Raw genomic sequence first — 14276 nt, 5'->3', positions numbered from 1 at the left:
GCCACTGCAAAGCGCCCGAGCCCCCAAGGCCCGGACCTCATGGAGACTGACATGCCTTTTCGCGCCCCTGCCAACGAGTACCAATTTCTCTTTGACCATGTCGTAGGCTTCCAGCGGCTCAGCGCGACGGACCGCTTCTCTGAGGCCACCCCCGATGTGACCTCCGCGATCCTCGACGAGGCCGCCAAAATGTCCAACGAGGTCCTGGCCCCGCTCAACCGCGCAGGCGACCTGCACCCGGCCAAGCTGGAAAACGGCGTCGTGCGCACCAGCCCCGGCTTTGGCGACGGCTACGCCGCAATCGCCGATGGCGGCTGGGTCGGCATGGCCGCGGACCCCGAATATGGCGGCATGGGCCTGCCCCAGTCGCTGGTCAACGCGGTCAATGAAATGATGGGCGGCGCCTGCCTGTCTCTGCAGCTCAACCCGCTGATGTCCCAAGGCCAGATCGAGGCGTTGGAGCACCACGCCTCCGACGAAATCAAGGCGCTCTACCTGCCCAACCTGATCTCCGGGGCGTGGTCCGGCACGATGAACCTGACGGAGCCGCAGGCCGGTTCCGATGTCGGCGCGCTGCGCACAAAAGCCGAACCCAATGGCGACGGCACCTACGCCGTCACGGGCCAGAAAATCTACATCAGCTGGGGCGACAACGACTTCACCGAAAATGTCTGCCATCTGGTGCTCGCCCGGCTGCCCGACGCGGCCCCCGGCACGCGGGGCATCTCGCTCTTCATGGTGCCCAAGCTGATCCCCGATGAAAACGGCAAGCCCGGCGTGGCCAACAGCCTGAAAGTCGTGTCGCTGGAACATAAGATGGGGCTACACGGATCGCCGACCGCCGTTATGCAATATGACGGCGCGCAAGGCTGGCTGATCGGCGAGGAAAACAAGGGCATGGCCGCCATGTTCACCATGATGAACAACGCGCGGCTGGGCGTCGGCGGGCAGGGCATCGCCGTGGCGGAGGCCGCCTATCAGCACGCGCTTGGCTACGCGATGGACCGCAAGCAGGGCAAAACTGTCCAAGGCGAAACCATCATCGGCCACGCCGATGTGCGCCGCATGCTGGCCGAAATGAAGGCCGATATCTTCGCCGCCCGCGCCATTTCCGCCGATTGCGCGCTCGCCATCGACATGGCCAATGCCACCGGCGACGCCGCGTGGAAGGCCCGCGCGGCGCTGCTAACCCCCATCGCCAAGGCCTTTGGCACCGATGTCGGCATCAACGTGTCGCAGCAGGGCATTCAGGTCCATGGCGGCATGGGCTTCATCGAGGAAACTGGCGCCGCGCAATACCTGCGCGATGTGCGAGTCACTGCGATCTATGAGGGCACCAATGGCATTCAGGCCGCAGACCTCGTGGCCCGCAAAATGATGGATGGCGGGGAGGCGGCCTACGCCCTGATAGACGAGATCGAGGCGCAAGCCGAGGATTGCAAAACAATCGCGCCCTACGCGTCTGAGGCGTTGTTCGACGCAGCGGAAACCCTGCGCGAAACCACCGAATGGCTGGTTGCGCAGGACATGACCGACCGCATGGCCGGGTCTGTCGCGTATCTGCGGCTCTTTGCGCGGGTGCTGGGCGGGAAATACCACCTCTGCGCTGGGCACGCGATGGGCGCCGGAAGCACCCGGGCCAAGCTGGCGCGCGTCTATGTCCAACGCCTCTTGCCCGAACATCGCGGTTTGGCCGATCACGTGCGCTGCGGCGCGGATGATCTCTATCAGCTGAGCGTGGAAGATCTCGTCGCATGAACAAACCAAGTGGATTCGACTGGTCAACTCGCAAAGGGGGCGCTGTTCAGATCACCCATAATGGCCGTCCAGCGACGATGTTGCGTGGCGATGCCGCGCATGATTTTTTGTCGGATGTCGAAGCAATGGATACCGACGACCAGCAAGAATTAATGGCGCGACTTACGGGGAATTACCGACGCGGAAACGAACGTCTTGCCAAGTCGCATCCCCGAAATGCCTGAAAGTCTGATCTACCCGTTCGAGGATATCCCACCCGAAGGGGCGGCCGTCGAGGTGGCAAAAGGCATCCTGTGGATGCGCCTGCCGCTGCCGATGAAGCTCGATCACGTCAATATATACGCCATCGAGGATGGTGACGGCTGGGCCCTAATCGACACTGGGTTTTATTCCAAACGCGGGGTGGCGATTTGGCAAAAGCTGATGGCGGGCCCTTTGCAAGGCAAGCCTGTCAAAAAGATGGTCGTGACCCATCACCATCCCGATCATATTGGCATGGCTGGCTGGTTTCAGACCGAACATAATACGCAACTGATCACCACGCGAACGGCGTGGCTCCTGGCGCGGATGCTGCGCTTTGATGAACAACCCGTCCCCTCGCCCGAGGCCATTACTTTCTACACACGCGGCGGCATGGAACCGGATATCCTTGAGGCGCGCAAAAAAGAACGCCCCTTCAATTTCGCTGATTGCGTCGCCGCCCTGCCGCAGGGCTACACCCGCATCAAAGAAGGCGACCAGCTGCGCCTCGGCTCCCGCGTTTGGGATATCCGCATCGGCAACGGCCACGCGCCCGAACATGCCACGCTTTGGTCCGATGATGGCATCGTCCTTGGTGGCGACCAGCTGCTGCCCTCCATCTCCCCCAATCTGGGCCTCTACCCGACTGAACCTGAAGCTGACCCGGTACAAGACTGGTTGGAGGCCTGCGAACGGCTCAGCCACCATGCCACGCCGGATCAACTGGTTCTACCGGGCCACAAGCTGCCTTTCACAGGCCTTCCGTTGCGCCTGCGCCAACTGATCGACAATCACCACGGCGCGCTTGATCGCCTCATCGACTTCCTCAGAACGCCCCACAGCGCGCACGAGTGTTTCGTCACGCTTTTCAAACGCGAAATACGCGGCGGCGAATACGGTTTGGCGCTGGTGGAGGCTATGGCCCATTGCCATCACCTCTATTTGTCTGGACAAGTAACCCGCTCCATGCGCGAGGATGGGGCCTACCTCTACCAGACAAAAGGCTGAACCCATGGGCAAAGATATCAAGACAACCGCCGAGGCAATCGAAGGCGCGGCGCTGCCCAAGGCCCGCGTTGTCCATACCGCCGAGGGCGCGAAATCACCCGAACAAGATGCGCTGCCTGAAGCCGTCGCTGCCACCAATCTTGAAAACAAAAGCCCCGCCGAATGGGCCTATATCCGCCTCGTGCTCTATATCAAAAACTTTGAAGAACAGCTCGACAGCGATCATGAAGTCGCAATGGGCTTCACCGGCGGTGAGGCGGGCGTCATGCGCATCGAAGGCATGGGATTTTACGCCCCCGACATCCTGACCTTTTATGGAAGTGACCCGTCAGGCGCAAAAACCCAGCAAATTCAACATGTCAGCCAGCTAAACGTTTTGTTAAGGGCTTTGCCCAAACATATCGACCAGCCGGAGCCCAATCGGATTGGCTTCCGTCTCGCAAAGGCGTTGGAGGAGGAATAATTCGTACCAAGTCTGCGTGACACTGCAAAAAGAATCCGCTAAATCACCCTCAACACTTCAGACGGGAGGCCAACATGGCTGAACATGAGCACGGCTCCATGGACATCAAAGCTCAGGAAAAGACATTTGACGGCTTCGTCAAATTCACCACCTACACTGTGATCGGCATTTTGGTCTTTCTGGTGCTGCTGGCGATGATCAACGGCTAATCGCCGCGCGATGCTTCGCCGTATCTGCCTTGCCCTGACGCTTCTGACAGGGCTGGCCGCTTGCGGCGCCGAACCTATCTGGTCCGAACAGCACGAAATTGACCGCGTGGCGACCCGAATGCCGGGACCGGCCACGCTTAACCTCATCACCGTACTCAACAACAGATCTGGCGCCGGTGCGCATAGCGCCCTGCTGATTAATGGGCCGCAATCGGTGATCTGGGATCCGGCGGGCACATGGTGGAACCCGGATGCGCCTGAACGCAATGATCTGCATTACGGCATCACCGACGCCATGATGCAGACCTATCTCGACTATCACACCCGCCAAAGCTTCGATACGGTGGTGCACCGCTTGCAGGTCTCCCCGCAGATCTCCGCCCGCGCACTGCAACTGGCCGCCAGCTACGGCGCGGTGCCTAAAACGCAATGCGCTGTGTCGACCGGTAAAATTCTGCGTCAGCTGCCAGGGTTCGAAGCCATGCCGTCAGGCTATTCACCCAAGAAGCTGATGACGGCCTTTGGCGCATTGCCCGGGGTCACAACCCAACGTCTCCGCGACACTGACGCAGATGACAACGCATCGCTCCTGCCCCCCAAAACCTAATGACGCTGCCGCCGGGGCCTAACCGTCCCGGCGGCAGCGCATTCGTGTCGTTAGTTGCGCCCAGTGGCGATGGTGTTGGCCACATCGGTGTCGTTGATCGGCGCGCCCGACGCGCGGATCAGGTCGCCCACCTCCCAGTCGCCGCCATTGACCGGTGCGCCCGCGTCCAGCAGCGCCATCAGATCGGCGTCGCTGTCGGGGGTCCAGTCCGGCATGTTGCGCACATAGGACATCGGGTCGCCGTCCAGCAGCCCGCCAAACACCTCCGCCACAATCGTGCCGCCCACCTGGCCCAGCATGCGCCCGGCATTGGCGGCGGGAAGGGTCTGCGCCTCCTTCAGGATGTAGTGCCACAAGATGTCCTCATGCGGGTCGCCAATCGCGTGCGGGGTCAGCCCCATCCGGTGCGCCACATCCGTGCCGCTCGGCAGCGCCAGCCGCATCGACCGCAGCAGGTTCAAGAACGCCAGCATGTTGGGATGCGGGTTCGGCCCCTCATCCAGCGCAAACACCGCAGAGGACAGCTTCACGTCAATGCGTCGCGCCGGCTGCGGGAACGGCCCGCCCGAGTTGATGTCGAAGAACCAGTCCCACTGCACGGTGTGGCGGTGCGGGAAGAACCGGAAGCCCTTCAAGTCATGCCCGCCCGCGCCATTGGGGTCGAAAATCGGCAGCTCCTTGTCGGTGCCAAAGCCCAGCCCCACGTCGTCATTCAGGTTCACCTGGTAGCCCGGGCGGATCAGCGAATGCCCAAACCGGTAGGCCGCCACGGAAAACTCCACCGGCATGAACGGCTGCTCTTTCCAGTTGTAGACGGTGCCGTTGAAGCTGTGGTTGTCGGTCTTGTCCAGCACGCGCGCCCAGATGGTGTTGCTGACCATGCGTTTCACAAAGTCGTTCCACACCACGTATTGGTAGAACCACCGCACCTTGCGCTGCGCCTCGCGGAACTTGTCGCCGTCAAACCCGAAGGTGGCTGCGGTGTCGTCGGGGTCAACGCCCATCACCTGCCGCATCACCCGGTTGTGCAGCCGCAACATCGCCAGCTGAAATTGCGACACGATGACATTCTCGTCGTTGCGCATGTCGCCGATGATGGCGCGCCCCTGCCGGTTGCGCAGCAGGTCCGGCTCGTTGGACCCAGCAATGTCGTTGCCCGCCAGATCCTTTTGCACCGTGCCCAACAGGAAGCAGCCGCCTTGGTTGGCGTCATACATGAACGGCTCGTCCGAAGGGCCTTCGCCGTAAAGGCAGTCCAGATCCAGCCGTGGGGTGCGGAAATTCTCCAGCTTCTCCGGGTCGCTCGCCCGCATCAAGGATGAGGTCGGGTCAAACGTGATGTCATGATCCACGAACTGCCCGAAATAGGTGTAGCCCGCAGGCAGATTGGCATTGTCGAGATTGGCGGTGCCGTCGGTCTCGCTCATGGCGTTGGTTGCAAAATCCTTCAGCGCCTGAACCGCGTCCATGTCATTGGCAGCGGGGGAGGTCCAGGGCGGCAGCTCCCGAAACAGACGGCCAAACGGGCCCTTATATTGCTTCGATCGCGGAAGGTTGGATAGGGCGTGGTTATATGAAGAAACGCTCATAAATGACTCCTAAAATAGGCTTTAAAAACAAATAGTCGTATCGCTCTGAGAAAAGAGTGACCGTTGGGTAGTCTAAAATTTGGACATCTCAGCCCGACAAAATTTCGGGCGTCTTTCTTCAAAACAATGCTTAAAAATATAGCAGAAAAGACAGGCTGCGAAAAGACAGCAAGCCTTACGTTTAATCGAAGCACGTAATTTGCCACCATCGGGCGCAAAACCATGCTAGGCTCCGCGGCACTATTTTTACGATACCGAATTTTGGATTAAACCTATGTCTTTGAAACGCCTCGCGCCCTCTGCCCCCCTCTTGATCCTGCTTGCAACGCCCGCTCAGGCCCAGATGAACAGCACCGAAGAACGGCTGTTAACCTTGCTGAATTCCAAGCCCAGTTTCCGGGCTGCCCTGCCGCCCGGTGCGCGCGGAAAAAGCCTCAGCTTTTCGGGCAATGCGTTGCCCAACCCTATCCAATGGGGCGCCTCGCCCGAGGCCACCCAATTCAAGCCTGTCGCCATCGGGGGTACCGTTGTGGCCAATTGCGACGACAGCCTCACCATCACGAAAAGCGACTTCATCGAGGCCGACTATACCGCAAAACAGACTTGGGAATTCACTGATCAAACGTCCCATAATATTGGCTTTTCTATCGGCGGAACGATTGGAGCGGCCGATGTCTCTGCCTCGTATGACATCGAAATCAGCTCATCGGAATCAGAGGGCGGGGAAACCAGCAAAACCATTACATACAGGTCTGGCTTCTCGCTGCCGATGCCGCCCGGGCGCGAGGCGGATGTGCAGCTACAAGTGCTGGAACAGGTCATAAAAGACACGCCCTTCACCATTGAGATGGAGCTGACTGGCAAGGTTGATGTGATCCCCACCGGCCAAACTGATTGGGTCCGTTGGCGCGGCAGCCTGCCCGCCAATGCGGTCAAAGCCGGGTTTGAACGGCTCAAGGCTGGCGGTACGCGCGATCTTTATGTCTGCCGGTCGATGGGCAAACAGCTGGGCAAGATCGACCGCAAACGCTGCAAATATGGCTTTGCCGGTGAAGAAAAAATCACCAGCGCGTTTGAGGTGCTCGTTGTCCCCGAAGGTCAGATAAAGTGGGTCGACCGTGACACGTTTGAGGCCAAAAACAGCGCCCAATCCGTGATCGACCGCACGGCAAGGGTGTTTTACGGTGCGGATGAGGCGCGCAAAGACCGCTATGCCGGGCAAACCTTCGTCTGCCGTGCGTCGCACAAAGAAAAGGACGAGTACCATTCCGGCAAGGTCGTCATAAATGACTGTATGTTCGGATATGGCGGGCGCGAGATCGAAAAGAGCAAATATCAGGTCCTCACCCGCGAAGGTGTCACGGGTGCCAGCGTGGCCGTAAATATCGAAGATCACCTGACCCTGGCGGAACGCATTTTCGTGGTTGAAGGCATCGCGGAAGATGCCCGCTCGCTCACTTCGTCGACTGTGTTGGGTCGATCGCGCCCGGTCTCACCTGCGCGGTGCCCTGGCATCATTTTATCCTCCGAAGACGTCACTATCCGCGACGTCGATATTGTGGAAACCCAGCAAACCCGACTGGCCCCGGCGGGGTCTGCCGAATTGCAAATAGCGGCTGGAATTAACGATGGCCGCTCTGTCATCGGCGAGGGCAACAGTGACCCTGCTGAAGGCGCCGCGCCTCTGGCACTTCTGGGTGACGGTACGCCCCTGACAGAAGTGACAATTGACGGCGGCGTGGCCAAGGTAAAACTGATCTCCCGCCCGCTGCGTTACAAGGAAAACTACATGTTCGGCGCCGATGTCTTGGCCGTGCAACAGGCTCTAACTGATGCAGGCTGGCCGGTGCGCGAGGACGGGTTTTTTGGCGATTACACAGCGCAAGCTCTCGTGCACTTTCAACGTGCCAACAAGCTGGACGCTGACGGCGTCGTCGGCCCCAAAACCCTGCGCGCATTGGGGCTCTGATGCCCCATGTTTTGGCGTCAGTTATTGTAAAGAAGGACCTTTTTTTATGACCCCCAATCTCCGATCCCTTAGGGCGCTTGCCGTCACGTTTGTGGCACTCTGTCTCGCCCCGCTGCCTGCGCTCTCGCAAGACCAGCTTCTGGCTCAATATGTCGCCGATCTTGGGCCGCAGGATCACTACAACTCATCGGGCACCCGCCTGACCAGCTTCGCCGCACTCCTCGCGCAGGACCGCGCCAATTACCATCGCTTCGGTATCCGTCATCCCAATGATGGCGACGATCCGATTTTTGGCGACAGGGCGGTGCGCGCTCAGATCGGGCCCGCAGTTTTGGATATTGAAGACTATTACGCGCAGTATCTCGAAAACATCTTGGCCAGCGACGGGGTCGGCGGGACCTATTTCGTGGTCTATGTCCACGGCGTTCCCGGTAAGATCAATCGCATCTCAATTGTGGTCCCGGGCTAGGGCGGCGCGGGTTAACAATTAGTGAAGATTTTTGAAAAGGCGTTTTTTGTCAGTGGTTTATAAGATTCCCCGCATGCGGGGCGGCCTCACTTAGGCAAAACAAACCCCCGGAGCGGTGCTGCGGGGGTCGTTTTTTGTCTCGCAATGAGGGAGGGACTACATCCCGCCTTCGCGCTGAGCTTTTTTACGAGCCAGCTTGCGGGCGCGGCGGATGGCCTCGGCCTTCTCGCGTGCTTTCTTCTCAGAAGGTTTTTCGAAATGCTGCTTGAGCTTCATTTCCCGAAAAACGCCCTCGCGCTGAAGTTTCTTCTTCAGAGCGCGCAGTGCCTGATCGACATTGTTGTCGCGAACGCTTACCTGCATGTGGTGTCACCACCTTCCTAGGTTAAAGTTTGCAAAAGTTGCAGGAAGTGGGCCTATAGCAAGATCGTGCTATCTTGTCCACCAAGGATATAGAGGAGCTTCAAGATGGACCAATCCGACAAGAACCGCCTTCTGGACGCCGCCCTGAACCACGTCATTTTCGACGGCTGGAGCGACCCCGCCTTCGACGCCGCCGTGGCCGAGACTGCGATTGATCCCGCGCTTGCAGCGTCTATTTTCCCACGCAAAGGCACCGACATGGCCGTGGCCTTCCATCAGCGCGGCGACGCCGACATGATCGCGCGAATGGAAGCCGAGAACCTGTCGACCCTTCGCTACAGCGAACGCGTGGCTGCAGCGATCCGGTTCCGATTGCAGGCCGTCGCGGACCACAAAGAAGCCGTCCGCCGCGGCTCCGCCCTGTTCGCGTTGCCGCAGCACTCGGTGCAGGGTGCCTCTCTGATCTGGGGCACCGCCGACGCAATCTGGACCGCTTTGGGCGACACATCAGACGACTACAACTGGTATACTAAACGCGCTTCCCTGTCGGGCGTCTACGCCGCAACCGTGCTGTATTGGCTCGGTGATGACAGCGAAGAGCACATCGACACGTGGGCCTTCCTTGATCGCCGAATTGACAACGTAATGCAGTTCGAGAAGGTCAAAGCGCAGGTCAACAACAATCCGGTTGCCTCAAAACTACTGGCAGGCCCGAATTGGTTGTTGTCAAGGATCAAGCCCCCGTCGAAATTTGCGGCCAGCGATTTGCCCGGCTCCGTGCGAACTGGCAAATTCTGAGACTGAAAGAAGAACGAAACATAATGCGCGCAATCGAGATATCAAAGCCGGGCGGACCGGAGGTACTGGTTCCGACCGAAGTGCCGATGCCGCAACCCAAAGCAGGTGAGCTGCGCATTAAGCTGGCCTTTGCCGGGGTGAACCGTCCCGATGCATTGCAGCGCGCCGGCGCCTATGATCCGCCGCCTGGCGCGTCGCCTTTGCCGGGGCTCGAAGGCGCCGGTGTCGTCGATGCAATCGGCCCCGGTGTCAGCCAATGGAGTGTCGGAGATCAGGTCTGCGCCCTTCTGCCCGGCGGCGGCTACGCTGAATATGCGACCGCGCCCGCGTCTCATTGCTTGCCTGTCCCCAAAGGGTTGGGTCTTGCGCAAGCGGCTGCCCTGCCAGAGACGTTCTTTACAGTCTATTCCAACGTCTTCATGCGCGGTGGGTTGCGGGCTGGGGAACGGTTTTTGGTGCATGGTGGGTCAAGCGGCATTGGCACCACCGCCATTCAACTCGCCCACGCTTTTGGCGCCCGTGTCTTCACGACAGCCGGCAGCGCAGAAAAATGCGCAGCATGCCGCGACCTAGGCGCTGAATTGGCGATCAACTACCGCGAACAGGATTTTGTCGCGGCCGTCAAAGCGGAAGGGGGCGCGGATGTCATCCTCGATATGGTTGGCGGTGACTACCTGCCACGCAATGTCAAAACGCTCGCCATGGACGGGCGGCTCGTACAAATTGCATTCCTGCAAGGCCCCAAGGTCGAGCTGAATTTCGCGCTGATGATGGTGCGCCGATTGACCCTGACCGGCTCCACCTTGCGCCCGCAGAGTGATTTGGCCAAAGCACGGATTGCGGAAGCGCTTCACGAAGTGGTTTGGCCACTGATCGAGGCAGGTCAGGCCGCACCCGTCATGGACAGTGAATTTGCCCTAGAGGATGCGGCGAAAGCCCATTCGCATATGGAAAGCTCGAACCATATCGGGAAGATCATTTTGCGCATTTAGATTGCGCATTTAGAATGATCGGGGCAAATCGGTGGTCATCGGTGGAAACTGGCCGCCGATGACTGTCTTTGTGACTTCAGGCTCTACCTAACTGAAACAATCAAACCCAATATTAAGCCCGAAAACAAGAAAAGGCGATGCCGCTTTGGCATCGCCCTTTTGAAATCCTGTCGCGTCACCCCTCCAAGGACGCCGCAACGTCATACTCGCTAAAAACTCAATCACTCGTTCGCTACATGTAGTAGATAACCCACCGGAAAACCGCAGGGTAGGGGGAAACCATCGAGAAAATTCACACTTTAATAAAACGCCCAGTTTTTAGCGGATTGGCGTAAATAGAGCGTCTTTTTGGGTGCAATCCGTGCGCGTGTCGGCCCCGCATTGGCGGAACTCAAGGGATTTGCTCAAGCATACCCGTGCTTCTTGTATGTAGCGTTGCTTGCAGGTGATGGTGATAGCGTCTTTGTAAAGCTTTGGATTGGCTTCCAAAAACGCGTCCTCGATCACCTCGGCGGGAAGTTTTACCGATTCTGCTAGTCTCCGCAGGATTTCAGGGCGTTGAACTGTTGCATATGCATCACGCGACAGCGCAAAATAGTCCTCCGCGCTCAGGCCAGTGCACCGACCGTGCTTTTTCCACTGATGCCAGGCCAGTCCACCCGTCCCCATGATGTCCGCCATGGCGTTGGTTTGCCCGCGCGACGGGTTGCGCGCAACGCTATTGCAATAGGATGGCCAACCGCGTTCGAACTGCGGCCAAAGCCCATGCAAAATCCAGCCATGGTCGTGGCGCGGGTCACATTGATCTGAATTGCGGGCATCGCCTTCAAGTGCGCACCAGTTTGGTGACCAGCTGAGCGCCATGACGTAATAGTCGAACTCGCCGGCTCTTTCGCCGTCTGCCCAGGCGGCGGCAGTCAATCCTATCCAAATCAGCAGCACGCGCATTTGCACTTCCCCTTTTCGCTTCTGCGCCCTATATACGCGTCAAGTTCCCCAACACCACGAACTTGTTCCTTCCGGGACAGCCCCTGAGCCGGGTGACGGGGAAGATGTGTCTAAAGGAGATCGAAAAATGGCCCTACCGATTATGGCAAAAGCGACCGCTGTTTGGCTGGTCGACAACACGACGCTGACTTTCAAGCAGATCGCCGATTTCTGCGGGCTGCATGATCTTGAGGTACAGGGCATTGCCGATGGTGATGTCGCAGCAGGCGTCAAAGGATTTGACCCGATTGCCAACAACCAACTGACGCAGGATGAGATCGACAAAGGTATTGCTGACAAGCGCTACAAGTTGAAGCTCAAGCACAACGCCGCTGCTGTTGGTGAAGAAAAACGCCGCGGCCCGCGTTATACGCCGCTGTCGAAGCGTCAGGATCGCCCGGCCTCGATCCTATGGCTGGTGAAATTCCACCCTGAGCTGTCGGATGGCCAGATTTCCAAGTTGGTGGGCACAACCAAGCCAACAATCAATGCGATCCGCGAACGGACCCATTGGAACATCCAGAACATCCAGCCGATCGACCCGGTCGCCTTGGGGCTGTGCAAGCAATCCGAGCTGGACGCCGCCGTTCAAAAAGCCAATGCGAAGAAGGCCAAAGAAGGCGCGGTCATGAGCGACGATGAACGCCGCAAATTGGTTTCGACCGAACAGTCTTTGGGCGCGCCCGAAGAACCTGCGCTACCCTCGTCGATGGCGGGCCTTGAAACCTTCACATTGGGCGACGCACCAGAGGCGGACGACGAAGATGAGGAGCTGCTGGTTGACGCAGATTCGCTTTTCAACTTGCCAGAAGGTGACGACCAACCAGAGGTTGAGGACGAAAAGTAAGCCCTAGCTCAGAGATTTGATTAGGACCGTCCGGCATACAGATGTCGGGCGGTTTTTTGTGCCTGAATGTTTGGGTGCGGCCCCGCGTCTTAACGGATATGATCAACTGGCTTGAGCGTTAATGCGCGGCAGTCTCAACCGGGTCCAACAACGTGCGTCCGCCATCAACCGTCATGATTTGGCCCGTGATGAACCCTGCGGCGTCTGATGACAGGAATTGCGCAGATTCCGCGACCTCACCAGAGCTGCCGATACGGCCCAGAGGCGTGTGTTTTGTGATGTCTTCCCGCAACCCCGGCGTGTCTTTTAGCGATTGTTTGAGCGACGCTGACATGACCGACCCGAACGCAATCGCGTTGACTCGGATCAAGTTGGGCGCAAGCGCTAGGGCCAAAGTGCGCGTCATCTGATCCATCGCCGCATTGGCGATGGAAAACCCCATCAATCCAGTGCGTGACCGTTGGCTGGCAATCGAAGACAGGTTGACGATCGAACCCGCAAGCTCACCGGGCTCATTATCCTCGGCCTGTTCGATCATTTTCTTGGCCACTTGTTGTGACAGTTTCAGGCTAGAGAGCAGGTTTTGCTGCAACATGATCTCGACACTGTCGTCATCAACATCCAAAGCGTCCGTCGTCAGCACCTGCCGGGAGGCGTTGATAAGAATATCAACTCGGTCAAACGCGTCGAGCGTTGCGTTGATCAGGTTCGAATGGCTTAGTTTCTCGCGCAGATCACAGGCGAAGACATGGGCATTGCCGCTTTCATCCTCGTCGTCGGGCACCTCTTTTTTGAGCCTTTCCTCGTCTCGGTCGGCCATCATGACATTGGCCCCCTGATCGACGAAATGACGTGCAATCGCGAGGCCGACGCCATTGGCGGCGCCGGTGATGATTGCTGTTTTTCCGGAGATTGAGAAGGACATCGGGCGATTCCTTTGAAGTGGCTTCGGCCACGTTAATAGATGCTACCGCCCCGTGCGAGTGCTTTTCGGAAGGCTCGCATGAATGACCTTAAACCCGCCGTTTTGAGCTTTCAGGGCCACTTTGCGGAACCGCGCCTCGAGCGTGGCCTCATAAGGCAGGTTGCGGTTTGCCACCATCCACAGCTGTCCCTTTGGCGCCAACATATCGGCGGCCTTCTCAATGAATGCGGCCCCGAGCGTCGGGTCCGGTTTGCGGGTGGTATGAAAAGGCGGGTTCGTGACGATTGCGTCAAAGCCGTTCTCTTTCGCTGCAAGCACGTCACCCCAGATGAACTCCGCACGCGGGTCTTGTACATTGTGTGTCGCGCAAGCGACTGCGTGGAAGTCAGCCTCGATACCAAGCAGTTCTGTCACGGCCTCAGATTTCAGGATTTCACCCGACAGATATCCCCAACCGGCACCCAGATCAGCAACACGGCCTTTAAGCGGCGGCAGGATCTCTGCCAAGGCTTTGGACCCTGCATCTGGCCCATCGGCCGAAAAGACGCCCGCGCGCGTGGTCCAACCATTTGGGAAAACATATGCGATCTCTTGCCAGGTGCTCAGGTCCGGCGGGTTTTCGGGGCGGGTAAACCAGATCAGTTTGCCATGCGCCTTTGAATAGCTTTGCACGTCATCAAACTGGCGTTTCAGTTCTTTGGCGAGGCTCTCAATCCCGTTTGTCTTGTCGCCATCCACAGCGATTATTCCACTCGGTGGCACGGCATCTACTGCGCGCGCGATCAGGTCTAGCGTGAAAGGTTTGGATCGATGGGCCGTGATCAAGGCATTGTCGGGGTAGTGGTTCAAATCAGGTGTCACCACGACACCGCGCGCCTCAAGCGCTGCATAGTTGGGAAAGAAGTTTTGGGTAGCTTGAAATTGCGCCTCTGGTAGCCCGCAAATCCCATCACCCGGGGCGTTCAGCCATGTCAGGCGCTCGGGCAGCGAAATTTCACCGCTCTCAGCCGCGAGGAGAAGTCTGGAGGTTTGCATCTTTCAGGAAGGCCGTC

The 14276-nt window shown here is 58.6% G+C and carries 16 protein-coding genes; 11 read left to right on the top strand and 5 right to left on the bottom strand.

All coding sequences use genetic code 11. The features are described 5' to 3' along the window. Positions 1 to 51 precede the first annotated feature (51 nt). From ACZ1G7_RS10840 to ACZ1G7_RS10815, 6 genes are all read left to right on the top strand, one after another. Positions 52 to 1758 (top strand): acyl-CoA dehydrogenase, encoded by a 1707-nt coding sequence (locus ACZ1G7_RS10840; protein ID WP_472659422.1) that lies wholly within the window; start codon positions 52 to 54, stop codon positions 1756 to 1758. Further along, entirely contained in the window at positions 1755 to 1982 is a 228-nt protein-coding gene (locus ACZ1G7_RS10835) for a hypothetical protein (RefSeq protein ID WP_472659421.1), read from the top strand. The genes ACZ1G7_RS10840 and ACZ1G7_RS10835 overlap by 4 nt, the downstream gene beginning before the upstream one ends. After that, on the top strand, positions 1975 to 3006 hold the full coding sequence (locus ACZ1G7_RS10830; RefSeq protein ID WP_472659420.1) for an MBL fold metallo-hydrolase: 1032 nt from the start codon (positions 1975 to 1977) through the stop codon (positions 3004 to 3006). Before ACZ1G7_RS10835 ends, ACZ1G7_RS10830 begins: the two co-directional genes overlap by 8 nt. Positions 3007 to 3010: 4 nt before the next feature. Continuing rightward, positions 3011 to 3469: a DUF6173 family protein gene (locus tag ACZ1G7_RS10825; protein ID WP_472659419.1), complete on the top strand. Its 459-nt coding sequence runs from the start codon at positions 3011 to 3013 to the stop codon at positions 3467 to 3469. A 74-nt stretch (positions 3470 to 3543) separates the two neighbouring features. Next, positions 3544 to 3678: an aa3-type cytochrome c oxidase subunit IV gene (locus tag ACZ1G7_RS10820; protein ID WP_472659418.1), complete on the top strand. Its 135-nt coding sequence runs from the start codon at positions 3544 to 3546 to the stop codon at positions 3676 to 3678. Between the two features lie 10 nt (positions 3679 to 3688). Beyond that, positions 3689 to 4285 carry a hypothetical protein gene (locus tag ACZ1G7_RS10815; RefSeq protein ID WP_472659417.1) on the top strand — a complete coding sequence of 199 codons (597 nt, stop codon included), beginning with the start codon at positions 3689 to 3691 and terminating at the stop codon, positions 4283 to 4285. A gap of 50 nt (positions 4286 to 4335) precedes the next feature. Here ACZ1G7_RS10815 and ACZ1G7_RS10810 read toward each other — a convergent pair whose 3' ends face one another. Further along, positions 4336 to 5874 carry a peroxidase family protein gene (locus ACZ1G7_RS10810; protein ID WP_472659416.1) on the bottom strand — a complete coding sequence of 513 codons (1539 nt, stop codon included), beginning with the start codon at positions 5872 to 5874 and terminating at the stop codon, positions 4336 to 4338. Positions 5875 to 6148: 274 nt separating this feature from the next. Between ACZ1G7_RS10810 and ACZ1G7_RS10805 the strand changes: the two genes are divergently transcribed. Together ACZ1G7_RS10805 and ACZ1G7_RS10800 are read left to right on the top strand one after the other, a co-directional pair. Further along, positions 6149 to 7843 carry a peptidoglycan-binding protein gene (locus tag ACZ1G7_RS10805; RefSeq protein ID WP_472659415.1) on the top strand — a complete coding sequence of 565 codons (1695 nt, stop codon included), beginning with the start codon at positions 6149 to 6151 and terminating at the stop codon, positions 7841 to 7843. A 46-nt stretch (positions 7844 to 7889) separates the two neighbouring features. After that, positions 7890 to 8312, top strand: coding sequence for a hypothetical protein (locus ACZ1G7_RS10800; RefSeq protein ID WP_472659414.1), 423 nt, complete (start codon positions 7890 to 7892; stop codon positions 8310 to 8312). Positions 8313 to 8468: 156 nt separating this feature from the next. Here ACZ1G7_RS10800 and rpsU read toward each other — a convergent pair whose 3' ends face one another. Next, on the bottom strand, positions 8469 to 8675 hold the full coding sequence (gene rpsU, locus ACZ1G7_RS10795; protein WP_298294005.1) for a 30S ribosomal protein S21: 207 nt from the start codon (positions 8673 to 8675) through the stop codon (positions 8469 to 8471). 105 nt (positions 8676 to 8780) lie between these two features. On the opposite strand from rpsU, the gene ACZ1G7_RS10790 reads away from it, so the two are divergent. Continuing rightward, positions 8781 to 9473, top strand: coding sequence for a COQ9 family protein (locus tag ACZ1G7_RS10790; protein WP_472659413.1), 693 nt, complete (start codon positions 8781 to 8783; stop codon positions 9471 to 9473). A 23-nt stretch (positions 9474 to 9496) separates the two neighbouring features. Then, complete coding sequence (locus ACZ1G7_RS10785; RefSeq protein WP_472659412.1) at positions 9497 to 10465, top strand: NAD(P)H-quinone oxidoreductase; 969 nt, start codon at positions 9497 to 9499, stop codon at positions 10463 to 10465. Positions 10466 to 10783: 318 nt separating this feature from the next. Here ACZ1G7_RS10785 and ACZ1G7_RS10780 read toward each other — a convergent pair whose 3' ends face one another. Then, positions 10784 to 11413 carry a ribonuclease T2 family protein gene (locus ACZ1G7_RS10780; RefSeq protein WP_472659411.1) on the bottom strand — a complete coding sequence of 210 codons (630 nt, stop codon included), beginning with the start codon at positions 11411 to 11413 and terminating at the stop codon, positions 10784 to 10786. Between the two features lie 127 nt (positions 11414 to 11540). On the opposite strand from ACZ1G7_RS10780, the gene ACZ1G7_RS10775 reads away from it, so the two are divergent. Then, complete coding sequence (locus ACZ1G7_RS10775) at positions 11541 to 12299, top strand: DUF1013 domain-containing protein (RefSeq protein ID WP_472659410.1); 759 nt, start codon at positions 11541 to 11543, stop codon at positions 12297 to 12299. Positions 12300 to 12417: 118 nt separating this feature from the next. On the opposite strand, the gene ACZ1G7_RS10770 is transcribed toward ACZ1G7_RS10775, so the two are convergent. Then, positions 12418 to 13224 carry an SDR family NAD(P)-dependent oxidoreductase gene (locus ACZ1G7_RS10770; protein ID WP_472659409.1) on the bottom strand — a complete coding sequence of 269 codons (807 nt, stop codon included), beginning with the start codon at positions 13222 to 13224 and terminating at the stop codon, positions 12418 to 12420. Positions 13225 to 13266: 42 nt separating this feature from the next. Beyond that, positions 13267 to 14259 (bottom strand): class I SAM-dependent methyltransferase, encoded by a 993-nt coding sequence (locus ACZ1G7_RS10765; protein WP_472659408.1) that lies wholly within the window; start codon positions 14257 to 14259, stop codon positions 13267 to 13269. Positions 14260 to 14276: the final 17 nt, after the last annotated feature.

The sequence above is a fragment of the Litoreibacter sp. JB4-2 genome (assembly GCF_055693445.1).
Note: the sequence above shows the minus strand (reverse complement) of the source record. Positions and strands in the feature narration are given on the sequence as shown.

What these genes read in the sequence shown, in the direction of transcription:
- ACZ1G7_RS10840 (WP_472659422.1), top strand. Translation starts at nt 52, where the DNA reads ATGCCTTTTCGCGCCCCTGCCAACGAGTACCAATTTCTCTTTGACCAT.
- ACZ1G7_RS10835 (WP_472659421.1), top strand. Translation starts at nt 1,755, where the DNA reads ATGAACAAACCAAGTGGATTCGACTGGTCAACTCGCAAAGGGGGCGCT.
- ACZ1G7_RS10830 (WP_472659420.1), top strand. Translation starts at nt 1,975, where the DNA reads ATGCCTGAAAGTCTGATCTACCCGTTCGAGGATATCCCACCCGAAGGG.
- ACZ1G7_RS10825 (WP_472659419.1), top strand. Translation starts at nt 3,011, where the DNA reads ATGGGCAAAGATATCAAGACAACCGCCGAGGCAATCGAAGGCGCGGCG.
- ACZ1G7_RS10820 (WP_472659418.1), top strand. Translation starts at nt 3,544, where the DNA reads ATGGCTGAACATGAGCACGGCTCCATGGACATCAAAGCTCAGGAAAAG.
- ACZ1G7_RS10815 (WP_472659417.1), top strand. Translation starts at nt 3,689, where the DNA reads ATGCTTCGCCGTATCTGCCTTGCCCTGACGCTTCTGACAGGGCTGGCC.
- ACZ1G7_RS10810 (WP_472659416.1), bottom strand. Translation starts at nt 5,874, where the DNA reads ATGAGCGTTTCTTCATATAACCACGCCCTATCCAACCTTCCGCGATCG.
- ACZ1G7_RS10805 (WP_472659415.1), top strand. Translation starts at nt 6,149, where the DNA reads ATGTCTTTGAAACGCCTCGCGCCCTCTGCCCCCCTCTTGATCCTGCTT.
- ACZ1G7_RS10800 (WP_472659414.1), top strand. Translation starts at nt 7,890, where the DNA reads ATGACCCCCAATCTCCGATCCCTTAGGGCGCTTGCCGTCACGTTTGTG.
- rpsU (WP_298294005.1), bottom strand. Translation starts at nt 8,675, where the DNA reads ATGCAGGTAAGCGTTCGCGACAACAATGTCGATCAGGCACTGCGCGCT.
- ACZ1G7_RS10790 (WP_472659413.1), top strand. Translation starts at nt 8,781, where the DNA reads ATGGACCAATCCGACAAGAACCGCCTTCTGGACGCCGCCCTGAACCAC.
- ACZ1G7_RS10785 (WP_472659412.1), top strand. Translation starts at nt 9,497, where the DNA reads ATGCGCGCAATCGAGATATCAAAGCCGGGCGGACCGGAGGTACTGGTT.
- ACZ1G7_RS10780 (WP_472659411.1), bottom strand. Translation starts at nt 11,413, where the DNA reads ATGCGCGTGCTGCTGATTTGGATAGGATTGACTGCCGCCGCCTGGGCA.
- ACZ1G7_RS10775 (WP_472659410.1), top strand. Translation starts at nt 11,541, where the DNA reads ATGGCCCTACCGATTATGGCAAAAGCGACCGCTGTTTGGCTGGTCGAC.
- ACZ1G7_RS10770 (WP_472659409.1), bottom strand. Translation starts at nt 13,224, where the DNA reads ATGTCCTTCTCAATCTCCGGAAAAACAGCAATCATCACCGGCGCCGCC.
- ACZ1G7_RS10765 (WP_472659408.1), bottom strand. Translation starts at nt 14,259, where the DNA reads ATGCAAACCTCCAGACTTCTCCTCGCGGCTGAGAGCGGTGAAATTTCG.